General features: G+C 70.5%; 17 protein-coding genes. 4 read left to right on the top strand and 13 right to left on the bottom strand.

The genetic code is table 11. The features are described 5' to 3' along the window. Window positions 1–20 precede the first annotated feature (20 nt). Window positions 21–560, bottom strand: a complete 540-nt coding sequence (locus tag AB0959_RS40780) for a TIGR00730 family Rossman fold protein (RefSeq protein WP_366831869.1) — start codon at window positions 558–560, stop codon at window positions 21–23. Window positions 561–661: 101 nt separating this feature from the next. Between AB0959_RS40780 and AB0959_RS40775 the strand changes: the two genes are divergently transcribed. After that, entirely contained in the window at window positions 662–985 is a 324-nt protein-coding gene (locus AB0959_RS40775; RefSeq protein ID WP_366831868.1) for a DUF427 domain-containing protein, read from the top strand. Window positions 986–1,016: 31 nt separating this feature from the next. Here AB0959_RS40775 and mnmA read toward each other — a convergent pair whose 3' ends face one another. Then, entirely contained in the window at window positions 1,017–2,147 is a 1,131-nt protein-coding gene (mnmA, locus tag AB0959_RS40770) for a tRNA 2-thiouridine(34) synthase MnmA (protein WP_366831867.1), read from the bottom strand. A gap of 60 nt (window positions 2,148–2,207) precedes the next feature. Between mnmA and AB0959_RS40765 the strand changes: the two genes are divergently transcribed. Next, the gene (locus tag AB0959_RS40765; RefSeq protein ID WP_366831866.1) at window positions 2,208–2,915 is read left to right on the top strand and encodes a peptidoglycan recognition family protein; all 708 of its coding nucleotides are present in this window, start codon (window positions 2,208–2,210) and stop codon (window positions 2,913–2,915) included. Between the two features lie 31 nt (window positions 2,916–2,946). On the opposite strand, the gene AB0959_RS40760 is transcribed toward AB0959_RS40765, so the two are convergent. The 4 genes from AB0959_RS40760 to AB0959_RS40745 all read right to left on the bottom strand — a co-directional run bounded on the left by AB0959_RS40760 (window position 2,947) and on the right by AB0959_RS40745 (window position 5,566). Further along, entirely contained in the window at window positions 2,947–3,393 is a 447-nt protein-coding gene (locus AB0959_RS40760; protein WP_366831865.1) for an SRPBCC family protein, read from the bottom strand. A 363-nt stretch (window positions 3,394–3,756) separates the two neighbouring features. Further along, entirely contained in the window at window positions 3,757–4,926 is a 1,170-nt protein-coding gene (locus AB0959_RS40755) for a cysteine desulfurase family protein (protein WP_366831864.1), read from the bottom strand. 170 nt (window positions 4,927–5,096) lie between these two features. Continuing rightward, a complete protein-coding gene (locus AB0959_RS40750; RefSeq protein ID WP_366831863.1) occupies window positions 5,097–5,366 on the bottom strand; it encodes a DUF4190 domain-containing protein in 270 nt (89 codons plus the stop codon). A 32-nt stretch (window positions 5,367–5,398) separates the two neighbouring features. After that, window positions 5,399–5,566 carry a hypothetical protein gene (locus AB0959_RS40745; protein WP_366831861.1) on the bottom strand — a complete coding sequence of 56 codons (168 nt, stop codon included), beginning with the start codon at window positions 5,564–5,566 and terminating at the stop codon, window positions 5,399–5,401. A 118-nt stretch (window positions 5,567–5,684) separates the two neighbouring features. Here AB0959_RS40745 and AB0959_RS40740 point away from each other — a divergent pair, with 118 nt between their 5' ends. Beyond that, window positions 5,685–6,311, top strand: a complete 627-nt coding sequence (locus tag AB0959_RS40740; protein WP_366831860.1) for a TetR family transcriptional regulator — start codon at window positions 5,685–5,687, stop codon at window positions 6,309–6,311. 190 nt (window positions 6,312–6,501) lie between these two features. On the opposite strand, the gene AB0959_RS40735 is transcribed toward AB0959_RS40740, so the two are convergent. The 3 genes from AB0959_RS40735 to AB0959_RS40725 form a co-directional block, all read right to left on the bottom strand. Continuing rightward, window positions 6,502–6,906 (bottom strand): hypothetical protein, encoded by a 405-nt coding sequence (locus AB0959_RS40735; protein WP_366831859.1) that lies wholly within the window; start codon window positions 6,904–6,906, stop codon window positions 6,502–6,504. A 139-nt stretch (window positions 6,907–7,045) separates the two neighbouring features. Next, window positions 7,046–8,023, bottom strand: a complete 978-nt coding sequence (locus AB0959_RS40730) for a WYL domain-containing protein (RefSeq protein WP_366831858.1) — start codon at window positions 8,021–8,023, stop codon at window positions 7,046–7,048. Between the two features lie 63 nt (window positions 8,024–8,086). Beyond that, the gene (locus AB0959_RS40725; protein WP_366831857.1) at window positions 8,087–8,938 is read right to left on the bottom strand and encodes a thioesterase family protein; all 852 of its coding nucleotides are present in this window, start codon (window positions 8,936–8,938) and stop codon (window positions 8,087–8,089) included. Window positions 8,939–9,061: 123 nt separating this feature from the next. Between AB0959_RS40725 and AB0959_RS40720 the strand changes: the two genes are divergently transcribed. Beyond that, entirely contained in the window at window positions 9,062–10,315 is a 1,254-nt protein-coding gene (locus AB0959_RS40720) for an alpha/beta hydrolase-fold protein (protein ID WP_366831856.1), read from the top strand. On the opposite strand, the gene AB0959_RS40715 is transcribed toward AB0959_RS40720, so the two are convergent. The 4 genes from AB0959_RS40715 to AB0959_RS40700 all read right to left on the bottom strand — a co-directional run bounded on the left by AB0959_RS40715 (window position 10,203) and on the right by AB0959_RS40700 (window position 14,339). After that, the gene (locus tag AB0959_RS40715; protein WP_366831855.1) at window positions 10,203–10,859 is read right to left on the bottom strand and encodes a trimeric intracellular cation channel family protein; all 657 of its coding nucleotides are present in this window, start codon (window positions 10,857–10,859) and stop codon (window positions 10,203–10,205) included. The two genes, AB0959_RS40720 and AB0959_RS40715, sit on opposite strands and share 113 nt — an antisense overlap. 65 nt (window positions 10,860–10,924) lie before the next feature. Next, window positions 10,925–12,247, bottom strand: coding sequence for a dipeptide ABC transporter ATP-binding protein (locus AB0959_RS40710; protein ID WP_366831854.1), 1,323 nt, complete (start codon window positions 12,245–12,247; stop codon window positions 10,925–10,927). Beyond that, window positions 12,244–13,341 (bottom strand): ABC transporter ATP-binding protein, encoded by a 1,098-nt coding sequence (locus AB0959_RS40705; protein WP_366831853.1) that lies wholly within the window; start codon window positions 13,339–13,341, stop codon window positions 12,244–12,246. The genes AB0959_RS40710 and AB0959_RS40705 overlap by 4 nt, the downstream gene beginning before the upstream one ends. Further along, window positions 13,338–14,339 carry an ABC transporter permease gene (locus AB0959_RS40700; RefSeq protein ID WP_366831852.1) on the bottom strand — a complete coding sequence of 334 codons (1,002 nt, stop codon included), beginning with the start codon at window positions 14,337–14,339 and terminating at the stop codon, window positions 13,338–13,340. Before AB0959_RS40700 ends, AB0959_RS40705 begins: the two co-directional genes overlap by 4 nt. Window positions 14,340–14,435: the final 96 nt, after the last annotated feature.

Here is a 14,435-nt window from a genome sequence, read left to right as displayed (position 1 = left end):
GCACCACCTCCCCCCGGGTGTTACTTCGTCCCCAGCGACTCCTCCAGGTACGCCAGCGCCCCCACCGGCTCCTCCGCGAAGAAGACGAGGTCCGTGAGGGGGCGGGGCAGGAAGCCCTCGTCCTCCATGCGCCGGAACTGCTCCTTGAGGCCGTCGTAGAAGCCGGCCGTGTTGAGCAGCACGACCGGCTTGTCAGTGTGGCCGTGCTTCTTGAGCTCCATGATCTCGGTCGCCTCGTCCAGCGTGCCGGTCCCGCCGACCATGATGACCACGGCGTCGGCCTTCTCCAGGAGCAGCCGCTTGCGCTCGGCGAGGTCGCGCGCGACGACCATCTCGTCCGCGCCTGGCCGCGCCCGGGACGAGAGGAACTCGACGGAGACGCCGAGAAGGCGCCCGCCGGCCTCCTGCACCCCGTCCGCGACCACCTTCATGAGTCCGACGTCCGAGCCGCCCCACACCAGCGTGTGCCCGCCCTTGCCGAGGAGCTTGGCGAACTCCCGCGCGGGGCGTGTGTAGCGGTCGTCGAGGTCGGCGGCGGAGAGGAAGACGCAGATGTTCATGCGCTCACGCTACGGGCACGCGAGGGAAGAACCCAGCGGCAGCGTGCGCTGTACCCGAAGAGGCGAGCCACCCGAGCGAGCCATCCAAGGAGGGGTCGATCGTGACCGAGGGGCACAGCATCACCATCGAGCAGAGCGCCGAGCAGGTACGCGTGGTACGCGACGGGCAGGTCCTCGCGGAGAGCGGCCGGGCCCTGGTGCTGCGCGAGACGGGTTGTCCCGCGCGGTACTACATCCCCGAAGGGGATGTGCGCACGGAGCTGCTCACCGCGTCCGGGACCCACACGTACTGCCCGTTCAAGGGCACGGCGTCGTACTGGTCCCTCCCGGACGCCCCCGACCTCGTGTGGGCGTATCCCGACCCGAAGCCGGAGGTCGCGGAGATCAAGGGGCACCTGTGCTTCTACGAAGTGGAAGTGGTGTGACCGCGCACGTCACCACCGTTGGGCGCGGCCGTCAGGCCACCGCCGTCGTCGCCCTCGTCGTCGTCGCGATCGTCGCCGAGCCCACCACGCGCGTGCCGTCGTACAGGACGATCGCCTGGCCGGGGGCCACGCCGCGGACCGGGGCGGCGAAGGACACCTCCAGGGTCCCCTCGACCAGTTCCGCCGTGACCTCGGTCTCGCCGCCGTGGGCGCGGAGCTGGGCGGTGTAGGTGCCGGGGCCGGAGGGGGCGACGCCGCACCAGCGGGGCTTGACGGCGGTCAGGGCGGAGACGTCGAGTGCGGCGGCCGGGCCCACTGTCACCGTGTTGTCCACCGGAGAGATGTCCAGTACGTAGCGCGGCTTGCCGTCGGGGGCCGGGGTGCCGATGCGCAGGCCCTTGCGCTGGCCGATCGTGAAGCCGTACGCGCCCTCGTGGGTGCCGACCTTGCTGCCGGACTCGTCGACGATGTCGCCCTCGGCCCTGCCGAGCCGGGAGGCGAGGAAGCCCTGGGTGTCGCCGTCGGCGATGAAGCAGATGTCGTGGGAGTCGGGCTTCTTGGCGACCGCGAGGCCACGGCGCTCGGCCTCCGCGCGGATCTCGTCCTTGGTCGTGACCGTGTCGCCGAGGGGGAACATCGCGTGGGCGAGCTGCTTGTCGTCGAGCACCCCGAGGACGTACGACTGGTCCTTGGCCATGTCGGAGGCGCGGTGCAGCTCGCGCGTGCCGTCGTCCTTGACGATCACCTGCGCGTAGTGGCCCGTGCAGACCGCGTCGAAGCCGAGGGCCAGGGCCTTGTCCAGGAGCGCGGCGAACTTGATCTTCTCGTTGCAGCGCAGGCACGGGTTCGGGGTGCGGCCTGCCTCGTACTCGGCGACGAAGTCCTCGACGACGTCCTCGCGGAAGCGCTCGGCGAGGTCCCAGACGTAGAAGGGGATGCCGATGACGTCCGCGGCCCGCCGGGCGTCGCGCGAGTCCTCGATGGTGCAGCAGCCGCGCGCACCGGTGCGGAACGACTGCGGGTTCGCGGACAGCGCGAGGTGAACGCCCGTCACGTCGTGTCCGGCTTCCGCGGCGCGGGCGGCGGCGACGGCGGAGTCCACTCCTCCCGACATGGCGGCGAGGACACGGAGGGGGCGGGGGCGCTGCGGGATCTCAGTCATAGCTCTTCAAGGGTACGGGGCCGCGGGAACCGGATCGCGCGAGTATCCGTTGACGATCACATGGGGAAACGAAGGTCTCCGGGAGGGAAGGCTTCCCGGGACGGCGACCGGCCGATCGGGCGGCGCGCCCTGCTCATCGGCGGGGCGGTGGCGGCCGCGGGCACCGCCGTGCTCGCACGCGACGAGCTCGGGCATCTGTGGTGGCGCGTTCCTGGCGTGGAGAAGCCGCGCAAGGAGGGCGAGGTCGACTTCGCGGGAGCCCGCTGGGTGTCGGCGTCGGAGGAGAACTGGCGCCGGGCGGACCGCCCCGACGACTACGGGATAGACATGGTGATCGTCCATGTCACCCAGGGCGGCTTCGACAGCGCGGTGAAGGCCTTCCAGGACCCGGAGCACGGCGCGGCCGCGCACTACATCGTGCGCAAGGACGGCCACATCACGCAGATGATCCGCGAGCTGGACGTGGCGTACCACGCCGGGAACCGCGAGTACAACGAACGGAGCGTCGGCATCGAGCACGCCGGCTTCGTGGAGCGGGCGTCCTCCTTCACGGACGAGATGTACGAGGCGTCGGCGCGGCTCACGGCCCGCATATGCGCGCGGTACGACATCCCGGTCGACCGCGAGCACATCATCGGGCACGTGGAGGTGCCGGGCACGGACCACACCGATCCCGGTCCGCACTGGGACTGGGACCGGTACATGCGGCTCGTACGGCAGGCGCGTTCAGGGGCGACGCAGGCCGCCGCACCTGCTCGGCAGGCCTGAGCTCGTCGGCTTCAGCCTGAGCCCGTCGGCTTCACGCGCCCCCTTCGAGCAGCCTCTTCAGCGTCAGCTCGTCCTCCGGCATCTCCTTGCGCACATGCGGCCGGATGACGAGCGGGACCAGCAGCTTGCCCATTCCGTGCGACTCGAAGTCGAGGGACATGGTCAGGCGCGACCGTTCACCATCGGCGAGCGGCTCGATCGTGCCCCGGAGGTGGGCGCGGACGGGGCCGTCGACGCCGTCGGCACGCCAGCTCCTCGGCTGATCCATCTCGGTGACCTCCATGGTCATCGCCATTTCCCGGCGACCGATGCGACGGGTCACCACGACGCGCGAGCCCACGCCGAGCGGGGCATCCCCCACGGGGCGCACGGACACGGCGCTCTCCTGCCACTCGGGGAGGTGCGAGGGGTCGGTCACGTAGGAGAAGACGTCCTCGGGGCGGCGGGCGATGTCGACGCTTTCCTTGATCGCAGACATGCGAGCTCCCTGTTTGCCCGGTTTACCTATACGTTCATTTGTCCAAATCGTCCCACGTCGGCAAGGGCGCGCAAGTCCGACAAAAAATCATGTTTTCAGGTATTCCATCCCATGAGAGACGTTCTATCCTGATATCAGGCCTACGGGACGAGTGAGGGAGTTCGACCGGAGTAGCCGACTTTGGCGAGAAGTTTCGGCTTCCGCTGGGGCCGACGTCGACGGTCGGGCTGAGAGGCTGGAAGGCCGTGGATCGCAAGCTCCACGACTGGAAGGCGACCCCCAGCCACCTGATCCGGGTCATGCCGGCGAAGGGAACCCGTCTCGTAGGTCGTTTCCGCGCGCCCTCAAGGCCTGAGGAAGCCCTCAGGTGAGCCCCGCGCTGCGCGCCCGCTCCACCGCCGGACCGATCGCCTCGGCGACCGCGGCGACGTCCGCCTCCGTGGAGGTGTGGCCGAGCGAGAAGCGCAGGGTGCCGCGGGCGAGGTCGGGGTCGGTGCCGGTGGCGAGGAGCACGTGACTGGGCTGGGCGACGCCCGCGGTGCACGCCGAGCCGGTGGAGCACTCGATGCCCTGGGCGTCCAGCAGCAGCAGGAGCGAGTCCCCCTCGCAGCCCGGGAACGTGAAGTGGGCGTTGGCCGGCAGGCGGCCCCCGGGGGACGGATCGCCCCCGAGGATCGCGTCCGGGACGGCCGAACCGACCGCGGTGACCAGGTCGTCGCGCAGGGCACCGATCTCGCTCGCGAACCACTCACGCTGCTCGGCGGCGAGGCGTCCGGCGACGGCGAACGCGGCGACGGCCGGGACGTCGAGCGTGCCGGAGCGGACGTGGCGCTCCTGGCCGCCACCGTGCAGAACGGGTACAGGGCTGTACTCACGACCCAGGAGCAGGGCGCCGATCCCGTACGGGCCACCGATCTTGTGACCCGAGACCGTCATCGCGGCGAGACCGGAGGCATCGAAGTCCACGGGGACCTGACCGAAGGCCTGGACGGCGTCGGCGTGCAGGGGAACGTCGAACTCACCTGCCACGTCGGCGAGTTCACGGACCGGCATGATCGTGCCGATCTCGTTGTTGGCCCACATGACGGTGGCCAGGGCGACGTTGTCGGGGTTGCGGGCGATCGCCTCGCGCAGGGCTTCGGGGTGGACGCGGCCGTGTGCGTCCACGGGCAGGTACTCGATGGTGGCGCCCTCGTGCTCGCCCAGCCAGTGGACGGCGTCCAGCACCGCGTGGTGCTCGACGGGGCTCGCGAGGACGCGGGTACGGGCGGGGTCGGCGTCTCGGCGTGCCCAGTACAGGCCCTTCACGGCGAGGTTGTCGGCCTCGGTGCCGCCGGAGGTGAAGACGACCTCGCTGGGGCGGGCGGCGAGGGCCTCGGCGAGGGTCTCGCGGGCTTCCTCGATGGTGCGGCGGGCTCTGCGGCCTGCCGCGTGCAGCGAGGAGGCGTTGCCGGTGATGCCGAGTTGGGCGGTCAGGGCCTCTGCCGCCTCCGGGAGCATCGGAGTCGTCGCTGCGTGGTCGAGGTAAGCCATGGTGGCCCCGATTCTACGGGGGCCCGGTACACCGGCCTCGGCCGACGTGGTGTCGCGAACGCGCCCTCGGTCGGCTCGGTCGGTACGTCGGCGGGTGCGGCCCGTCCCCGGCCGCCCGCCTGCGCTCTTCCAGAAGCTCCGGAAGCTGGCACCAGAAGCTCCCAGAAGCTCTAGAAGCTCCAGGAAACCGTGTTGTCCAGCTGCATCAGCGCGACCAGGACGAGGAGGTCGGCGACCCCGAGTCCGAGCCCGAGGTAGGCGCGGCCACGGCGGGTCGTACCCCGCCACAGGGCCGCGGCGGCCAGAACGATGGCGACCGGCCCCAGGAAGACGTTGAGGACGAGGAGCCCCAGGAGGCCCAGGATGAAGGACGCCACGGCCATGCCGTCGGCGTCACGGGTGGCTGTGCGGCGGCGTTGCGGTGCGGCGGTGAGTTCCATGATCGGTCAGCTCCCAACAGGAGGACGAAGGGTCAGTGGGTGGTGGTGTGACGGCGGCGGCCGTGACGCTCACGGACGGCGAAGACGGCGAGCCAGACGCCGATGACGGCCGCGGCGATGAGGGAGACGGGCAGCGGGGCGTGGGCCACGGTGCCCATGACGACACCCAGCAGCATGAGGGCGGCGACGAGGAACAGCATGGTGATTGCCTCTCGTTACGGTTCGGTGAACGGTTGTAGTTACAGGTGTTTACTGACTTGCCAGTCTAGCGCGCTGTACGACTTTCCCAGCACAGAGAACAGGTGTTAACTGAATGGCATGAGTCACACCCTCGGCATCCGGCAGGCCCAGAAGCAGAAGACCCGGCAGGCGTTCCTGGACGCGGCGTTGGAGCTGCTGGAGGAGCAGAGCCTGAGCAGCCTGGGCCTGCGCGAGGTCACGCGCGCCGTCGGACTCGCCCCGACCGCGTTCTACCGGCACTTCCGCTCGACGGCGGACCTCGGCGTGGCGCTGGTCGAGGAGGCGCTCGGCAGCCTGCACCCGATGATCGGGACCACGGTGTCCACGGCCGGCGACAGCGGCCAACGCATCGCGCGCGCCGTCGATCTGATCGCCCGCCACGTGGACGCGTATCCGGCACACGTCCGGTTTATCGCCCGTGAGCGACATGGCGGTGTCCAGCCGGTACGGGAGGCGATCAGTGCGCAACTGGCGCGGTTCGCCGAGGAGGTGAAGGCCGAGCTGGCCAAGCAGCCCGAGTCCGAGGGCTGGAGAGACGACGATCTGCTGATGCTCGCCGGTCTCTATGTCGACCAGATGCTGGTGACGGCGTCGCTGTTTCTGGAGACGGTGGACGCGTCCGCGGAGGAGCGGGCGGCTGTGGCGGACGTGGCCGTCCGCCGGATGCGGTTGATCAGTATCGGGCGCCGTCACTGGTTAGGGTGAGGGCTCGTCTGCCGGGTTCCTGCCGGTGGCTTGGCGCGGGTCTCATTGCGGCTGGTCGCGCAGTTCCCCGCGCCCCTTTCAGGGGCGCGTCCCCGGGAGAAAAAGGCGCCCGCGCCGCTGCTGAACAACACACGTACGCGGCGGCGCCCCATCTCCCGGGTGCGCCGCCGCGTACGTACCGACCTTCAGGTCACGTGTCCTTCGTCGACTCCTTCGTCGACTCCTTCGTGGCCGACTGGCTCGGGGCCTGGCTCTGGCCCTGCTGGCCGCCGCCGCCCGGGCCGCCGCAGCCGCCACCGCCGGGGCCGCCGCCCTGTCCGCCACCTCCGGGAGCCCCGCTCGGCGCCCCGGACGGCGCGCCCGAGGGAGCACCCGACGGCGCCTCGCCCGTGGGCGCTCCTGATGGCGCGCCCGAGGGAGCTCCCGACGGGGCGCCCGAGGGTGCGCCCGACGGTGCCTGGCAGTTCTGCTGGGAGGAGTTGCCGCTGTTCGAGTTCGAGGTGGTCGACGACGAGTCGTCGGAGCCGCACGCCGTCAGCAGCAGGGGTGCGGCCGCGAGCAGGGCCACGGCAGGCAGGAGACGCACACGCTTCATGAGAAACAGCTCCAAGAACGATGAGGAGGTCGAGGCGTGCATGCAACCAACGCCCCTTAGGGCTCCCGTGGGTTCGCCCTGTGCCCCGCCTGTGCGAACAGCAAAGCCGACCTCTACTCACCCCACTTGACCTGCTACTTCACCGCTCCCCCGCAACTCGGCTCTGGTACAGCTCCGTGACAGAGGCGGCCGCCGAGGCCAGTTCGGCGCGCACCTCGGGGGGTGAGAGGACCTCCAGCCGGTCGGCGAACACGAGGAGCCCGCGCACCTCGCCGAGCCGCCCGTACGACAGGTGCGCGGTGAGCCACTCGCTCCCGCCGTCGTCCTTGGGCGGGGCGGTCAGCCAGGCGGCCTGGAGCCGCAGGAACATGTCGGCGTACGCGCGCCGCACCCGCACCGTGACGTCGACGCCCGCCGGCCGCTCCTCGACCTGGCGCCTCAGCACCTCCCAGACGTCGGCGAGTTCGACGTCGGGGCGGCGTTTCACCGGGTCTCGCAGCAAGGTCGCCGACCGCACACGGTCCGCGCGGAACAGCCGTGGTGTGCCGCGCCGGTCGGCGACCAGGTACCAGACGCCCGCCTTGGACACGAGCCCGTACGGGTCGACGGTGTACGTGCTCGGCTCGGTGGCACCGCTGTGCCGGTACCTCAGCCGAAGCCGCCGGTCGGCGAAGACGGCGTCCTGCAGCCTCTCCAGGTCGACGGCCTGCCGTGGGCCACCCTTCCAGCGCGAGGCGTCGACGAGGCCGCGGCGGCTGGTGACCTCCGCGGCCGGCCGGTGCGGTGCCGGCAGCGCGGCCATCACCTTGCGCAGCGCCGAGCCGAGCGCCTCGTCCAGGCCGAGTGCCGCGTGCGCGCCCTGCGCCGCCAGCACGAACAGGGCGCGGGACTCGTCGGCGGTCAGACCCGTGACGTCGGTGCGGAACCCGCCGAGCAGTTCGATCCCGCCGTGCCGTCCGCGCTCGGCGTACACGAGTGCGCCGGACGCCGAGAGTGCCTCGACGTCCCGGTAGACGGTCCGCACCGACACCTTCAGCCGCTCGGCGAGTTCGTGCGCCGGGACGCGCCCGCGGGTCTGGAGCAGCAGAAGGATCGAGAGCAGACGGTCGGCCTTCACCGGCCCAGGATTTCAGCCCGCACCGACAGGCACCCAGCAGCGGGCCCCGCCCCCGGCGGGCTCTCAGCCGAGCCGCACCCGTGCCAGCTGCCGTGACTGGGCGACCAGGCGGTCCGCGCTGTCCCAGACCTCGGCGTCCTCCTCCAGGAAGCCGCCGGCGAGGTTGCGGGTGGTGATGGAGATCCGGAGCGGGCCCGGCGCGGGGCGGCAGCGTACGTGCACCGTGAGCTCGACCGTCGGGACCCACCCGGAGATACCCAGCTCGAAGGCGGTCGGCGGCAGCGCGTCGACCGCGAGCAGCAGCGACAGGGGGTCCGCGTCCCGGCCGTCCGCGAGGCCGAACCAGGCCCGCATCTCGCCCTTCCCGGACGGCGCGCCGAGCGCCCAGCCGAGCGTCGACGGATCGAGCTTGAGCATCAGCCGCTCGGTGATGGCCGAGCTGCCGGAGACCGGGGTGGGTCCGTCCTGCGGGCCGAAGCACTGCTCCATGGGCGGGAACGCGGGCGGCGTCGCCGTCGTACGGACGTCGTCGGGCAGGGAGTCGAGGTCGCCGTAGGAGGCGAGCACACGGATCCGTTCGACCTCGCGGCCGTCCTCGTCGTACTGGAAGAGCGACGCCTGGCCGGTGGAGAGGGTGCGGCCGGTGCGGACGGCATCCGTGCGGATCACCGCGGGGCCTGGCTCGGACGCCGTCAGGTAGTGCGCCGAGATCGTGAACGGGTCGGCGTGCGGCAGGGCGTCCGCGAGGGCGCGGCCCAGGACCGCCAGGAGGTAGCCGCCGTTGACGGCGCTGATGATCGTCCACCCGGAGGAGAGGTCGATGTCATAGACGCCCTCTCCGCGTCGCGTCACGGCGGTGTCGCGGTCGAACTCGCTGTCGCCGATCGCGGCGGGCACGGCGGTTGCTTCAGGCATGGTTGAACGGTACAGCAACAACCTACTAAGCGGTAGCTTTTGCCAGGGTGAGCGCTGTGCAATTTCTCGGTAAGTCCGTACTCGTCCGTAAACTCGGCGGTCCGTCTTCCCCTCTGTAGGGACATGAGCCTTACCGGGACTTCATTCCTCTACACGCTGATCGCGCTGTCCGTCGTCGCCATCGCGCTGCCGCTCGTCCTGTGGTCGCGGATCCGCGGACCCAGGGCGCTGCGTGCCGCGGCGCGCGTGCTGATGCTGCTGTTCGCCCAGGGCACCGCGGTCTCCCTGGTCTTCGTGCTGGTCAACAACCAGAACAACCTGTACGAGAACTGGGCCGACCTCCTCGGCACGGGCAACCACGTCGCCCAGGCCGCCGATCTCGGTGCCGACGGCACCGGCGGCATCGCGCTGAAGCGGCTGCCCAGGGTCCGGCAGGCGTTCCACGCCGCCGACGGACCGGGTATGCACGCGGCCGGCGGCGTCCGCGTGACCGAGCTCAAGGGCCGGGTCTCCGGCGTGAACGCCGACGTCTACGTCTGGCTGCCGCCCCAGTACAGCGAGCCCGCCTACCGCCACCGCAGGTTCCCGGTCGTGGAGGTGCTGTCCGGCTGGCCGGGTTCGGCGAAGGCGTGGTTCGGGTCGCTGCACGCGCACGAGCAGTTGCTGCCGCTGATGCGGGACGGCCAGGTCGCGCCGTTCATCCTGGTCGCGCCGCGCACCAGCCTGCTGCCCCGGGTGGACACGGGCTGCGCGAACATACCGGGCACGGTCAACGCCGACACCTGGCTCAGCATCGACGTACCGAAAATGATTATGGACAACTTCCGCGCCGAGTCCGCCCCCAGGGGCTGGGCGGTCGCCGGGATCTCGGCGGGCGCGCACTGCGCTGCCAAGCTGGCCGTGGCCCACCCGGACCGCTACATGGCCGCGGTCAGCATGTCCGGCTACAACGACCCGATCGGCGAACGCGACTCGCTCGCCGCCCAGAGCCCGGCCCTGCGGGCGGCGAACAACCCGTACGTGCTGCTCCGCAAGGCCTTCGTCCCGCCCCGGATCGCCCTCTACGTCTCCGGCCAGCCGCACGACGGCTACGAGGCGGGCGTCTCCCTCGAACAGGTCGCGAAGGCGCCGACGACCGTGCACGTCGTCTACATCCCGAGGAGCGCGGGCGGCCACACCATGGCGCTGTGGCGGCCACAGGTGGTCCCGGCGTTCCGCTGGCTGACGCTGGAGATGGGCCGGCACCACGTCCAGCCCCGGGGAACTACTCCTCTCGCACCGTCGACCGGCGGTTCCACGCACGCGGCGCTCGCCAGTGGAAACGGAGCGCGAACAGGCGCAGGACGAAGGCGGCGACAGCAGCGCACCCGCTGGTGAGCGGGGTGAGGGCGTCGTGGCGGATGCACAGCACGACCAGGACGGCTCCCACCATCGCGGGCACCGCGTACAGGTCGCGGTCCCAGCGCAGCAGCGACGGCACCTCGTTGGCGAGCACGTCGCGCAGGACGCCGCCCCCGACGCCCGTCGCGACCCCGAGGGCCGCCGAGGCGGTGAGGCCGAGCCCGTACTCGTACGCCTTCGTCGTGCCCGAGACGCAGAACAGGCCGAGGCCGGCCGCGTCGAAGATGTTCACGGCCTTCTGGATGCGCTCCATCTCCGGGTGGAGGAAGAAGACCAGCAGGGCGGCGAGCAGCGGAGTGAGGAAGTAGCCCAGGTCGGTGAACGCGGCGGGCGGCACGGCCCCGATGACCAGGTCCCGGAACACCCCTCCGCCCAGCGCGGTGACCTCGGCGAGGAAGGCGATGCCGAAGACGTCGAAATTCTTGCGGACGGCCAGCAGGGCGCCGGATATCGCGAAGACGAAGATGCCTATCAGGTCCAGCGAGTGCTGGACCGAAGGGGTGAAGAGTTGCTGGATCACCTGAGCATTGTTACGCACAGAGGGTGTGCACCTTGCATTGCAAGGTGCACACCCTCTATCAGGCTCTACTTGTCCGTCGACTTCTGCACGCCGTCGTCCGCATCGTCCGCGTCCTCCGCGTCCTCCGCGACCTCCGCGACCTCCGCCGCCAGGGCCTCGGACGTCTCCGCCGACTCCGCGAGCACCGCGTCCGGCACCAGCTCCACCGCGTCCTTCGCGGCGGAGAGGAGGACCGTGTCCTGCGGCGCCTGGTCCTCGAAGTTCTCCGGGTGGTGGCAGGCCACCCGCTGACCCGGCTTCAGCTCCAGCAGCGGCGGCTCGGTGGTCCTGCAGATCTCCGTCGCCTTCCAGCACCGCGTGTGGAAGCGGCAGCCGCTCGGCGGGCTGATCGGCGAGGGCACGTCGCCGCGGAGCAGGATGCGCTCGCTCTTGGCGCTGCGGCGCTTGGGGTCGGGGATCGGCACCGCCGACATCAGCGCCTTGGTGTACGGGTGCATCGGCGCCTTGTAGAGCGCGTCGCGGTCGGCGAGCTCCACGATCTTGCCGAGGTACATCACCGCGATGCGGTCCGAGACGTGGCGGACCACGGACAGGTCGTGCGCGATGATCACGTACGTCAGCCCGAGCTCCTGCTGGAGGTCGTCCAGCAGGTTCACGACCTGGGCCTGGATCGACACGTCGAGCGCGGAGACGGGCTCGTCCGCGACGACCAGCTTCGGGTTGAGCGCGAGGGCGCGGGCGATGCCGATGCGCTGGCGCTGACCGCCGGAGAACTCGTGCGGATAGCGGTTGTAGTGCTCGGGGTTGAGGCCGACCACCGACAGCAGCCGCTGGACCTCCTTCTTCACGCCGCCCTCGGGGGTGACCTTCTGGAGGCGGAAGGGGGCGCCGACGATCGTGCCGATGGTGTGGCGCGGATTCAGCGACGAGTAAGGGTCCTGGAAGATCATCTGCACGTCGCGGCGGAGCGGGCGCATGCCGCCGACGCCGAGGTGCGTGATGTCCTTGCCCTCGAACTCGACCGTGCCCGCGGTCGGTTCGAGCAGCCGGGTGATCAGCCGGCCCATCGTCGACTTGCCGCAGCCGGACTCGCCCACGACCCCCAGGGTTTCGCCGGAGCGCACCTCGAAGTCGATGCCGTCGACCGCGCGGACGGCGCCGGTCTGCCGCCGGAACAGGCCCTCACGGATCGGGAAGTGCTTCTGGAGTCCGGTGACCTTGAGCAGGATCTCGCCCGGAGCGGCGTCCTTGGTGAGGGTCGCGGTGCCGCCCTCGGTACCGCCCGCGGTCGCACTCGCAGTCGCGCCCGCACCCGGTTCCGCGCCGTCGGCCTGTGCGGGGATGCCCACTGCCTTGTCCTCTGCTTTGTCCTCTGCGTTGTCGCTCACAGCTTCGGCGCAATCTCTTCGGTCCAGATCCGCTCCCGCTGCTCCTGCGTCATGTGGCAGGCGGCCCAGTGCCGGCTGCCGACCTCGGTCAGCTCGGGCCGGACCGTGCGGGTGACGTTGTCCTTCGGGAGGTCCGCGTACGGGCAGCGCGGGTTGAAGGCGCAGCCGGACGGGATGTTGATCAGCGACGGCGGGGAGCCCTTGACCGGGATGAGCCGGTCCTGCTGGTCGCGGTCCAGGCGCGGCATCGAGCCCAGCAGGCCCCAGGTGTAGGGGTGGCGGGGCTCGTAGAACACCTTCTCGGCGGGGCCGCGCTCCACGCACCGGCCGCCGTACATCACCAGGATGTCGTCGGAGAGTTCGGCGACGACGCCCAGGTCGTGGGTGATGATGATGACCGCGGAGCCGAACTCCTTCTGCAGGTCCCGGATGAGGTCGAGGATCTGCGCCTGGACGGTCACGTCGAGGGCGGTCGTCGGCTCGTCCGCGATGAGCAGTTCGGGGTTGTTGACCAGCGACATCGCGATCATCGCGCGCTGGCGCATACCGCCGGAGAACTCGTGCGGGTAGCTGTCGACCCGCTTGTCCGGCTGGGGGATGCCGACGCGGTCGAGCATCTCCACGGCACGGCGCTTGGCGGTCTTCTTGTCCACGTCGTGGTGGACCCGGTACGCCTCCACGATCTGCTGGCCGATCGTGTAGTACGGGTGCAGCGAGGACAGCGGGTCCTGGAAGATCATCGCCATCTCGCGGCCGCGCAGCTTGCGCACGTGGTCCGGGTCGGCGGACAGCAGCTCGGTGCCGTCCAGCCAGATCTCGCCGGAGATCTGCGCCTTGCGCTTGCCGTACTGGCCGGCGGTGTGCAGGCCCATGATGCCGAGCGAGGTGACCGACTTGCCGGAGCCGGACTCGCCCACGATGCCGAGGGTCTTGCCCTTCTCCAGCGAGAAGCTGAGCCCGTCGACGGACTTGACCAGGCCGTCGTCGGTCGGGAAGTGCACCTTGAGGTCGCGTACCTCGAGGAAGGCGGAGGGGGCGGGACCGGCCGAGACCGGTTCCCCGACGGCCGCTCCCGTCTTGTTCAGGTCGGTCATCCCAGCCTCACTCGCGGGTCGATGACGGCGTACAGAAGGTCCACGACGAGGTTGGCGACGGCGATCGCGAGGGCCGCGAACAGGGTCACGCCCAGGATCACCGGGAGGTCCTTGCTGCTGATGGCCTGGACCGCGGCGAGCCCGAGGCCGGGCAGGTTGAACGTCGACTCGGTGAGCACGGCACCGCCGAGCAGCACGCCGATGTCGAGGCCGAACACGGTCAGGATCGGCGTCATCGCCGAGCGCAGGGCGTGCCGGGTGATGACGGCGCGCTCACCGAGGCCCTTGGCGCGGGCGGTGCGGATGTAGTCCTCGCCGAGCACCTCCAGCATGGTGGCGCGGGTGAGGCGGGCGTACATCGCGGCGTTCAGCAGGGCGAGCACGATCCACGGCAACAGCAGCGTCTCGAACCAGACGCCGATGGAGTCGTCGGTACTGAGGTTGTCCTCGATCTTCACCCAGCCCAGGCTGTGCACGAAGATGCCCATCGCGACCATGCCGGTGAAGAAGATCGGCAGCGAGACACCGCCGAGCGCGGCGATCATCGCGCCGCGGTCCCAGATGGTGCCCCGCTTGAGCGCGGAGACCACACCGGTGGCGACGCCCCCGGCCAGCCACAGCACGCACGCGCCGGCGGCGAGCGCGGCGGTGACGGGCAGCGCGTCCTTGAGGGTGTTCCACACCGGCTCCTCCGTGACGAAGGAGTAGCCGAAGCAGGGGGCCGGGCAGTGGGTCACGTCATTGCCGTTGGCGAAGTCGCGTCCCATGGGGATGCCCTTGACGAAGTCCCAGAACTGCATGAGCAGCGGATCGTCGAGGCCCAGCTTGGTGCGGATGCCCTCGACCTGCTCGGCTCCGGTGGCCTTGCCGGCGAAGAGGACGGCGATGTCCTGTCCCGCCCACTTGGGCAGCATGTAGAAGACGGTGAAGGTCGCGAGCAGTACGACCAGCACCATGATGACAACGGCGATCAGGCGCCGGATGAGATAAGCAAGCACTGTGCGCGGCCCGGCGGCGGCCGGGACCCCTCAGGAGGATTCCTCACGGAGATCCTTCAGGAAGAGTCCCGGCCGCCGCCCGGGGCCATCACCTGC

Origin of the sequence: Streptomyces sp. NPDC046862, assembly GCF_040704615.1 — a bacterium.
Lineage (GTDB): Bacteria > Actinomycetota > Actinomycetes > Streptomycetales > Streptomycetaceae > Streptomyces.
Note: the sequence above shows the minus strand (reverse complement) of the source record. Positions and strands in the feature narration are given on the sequence as shown.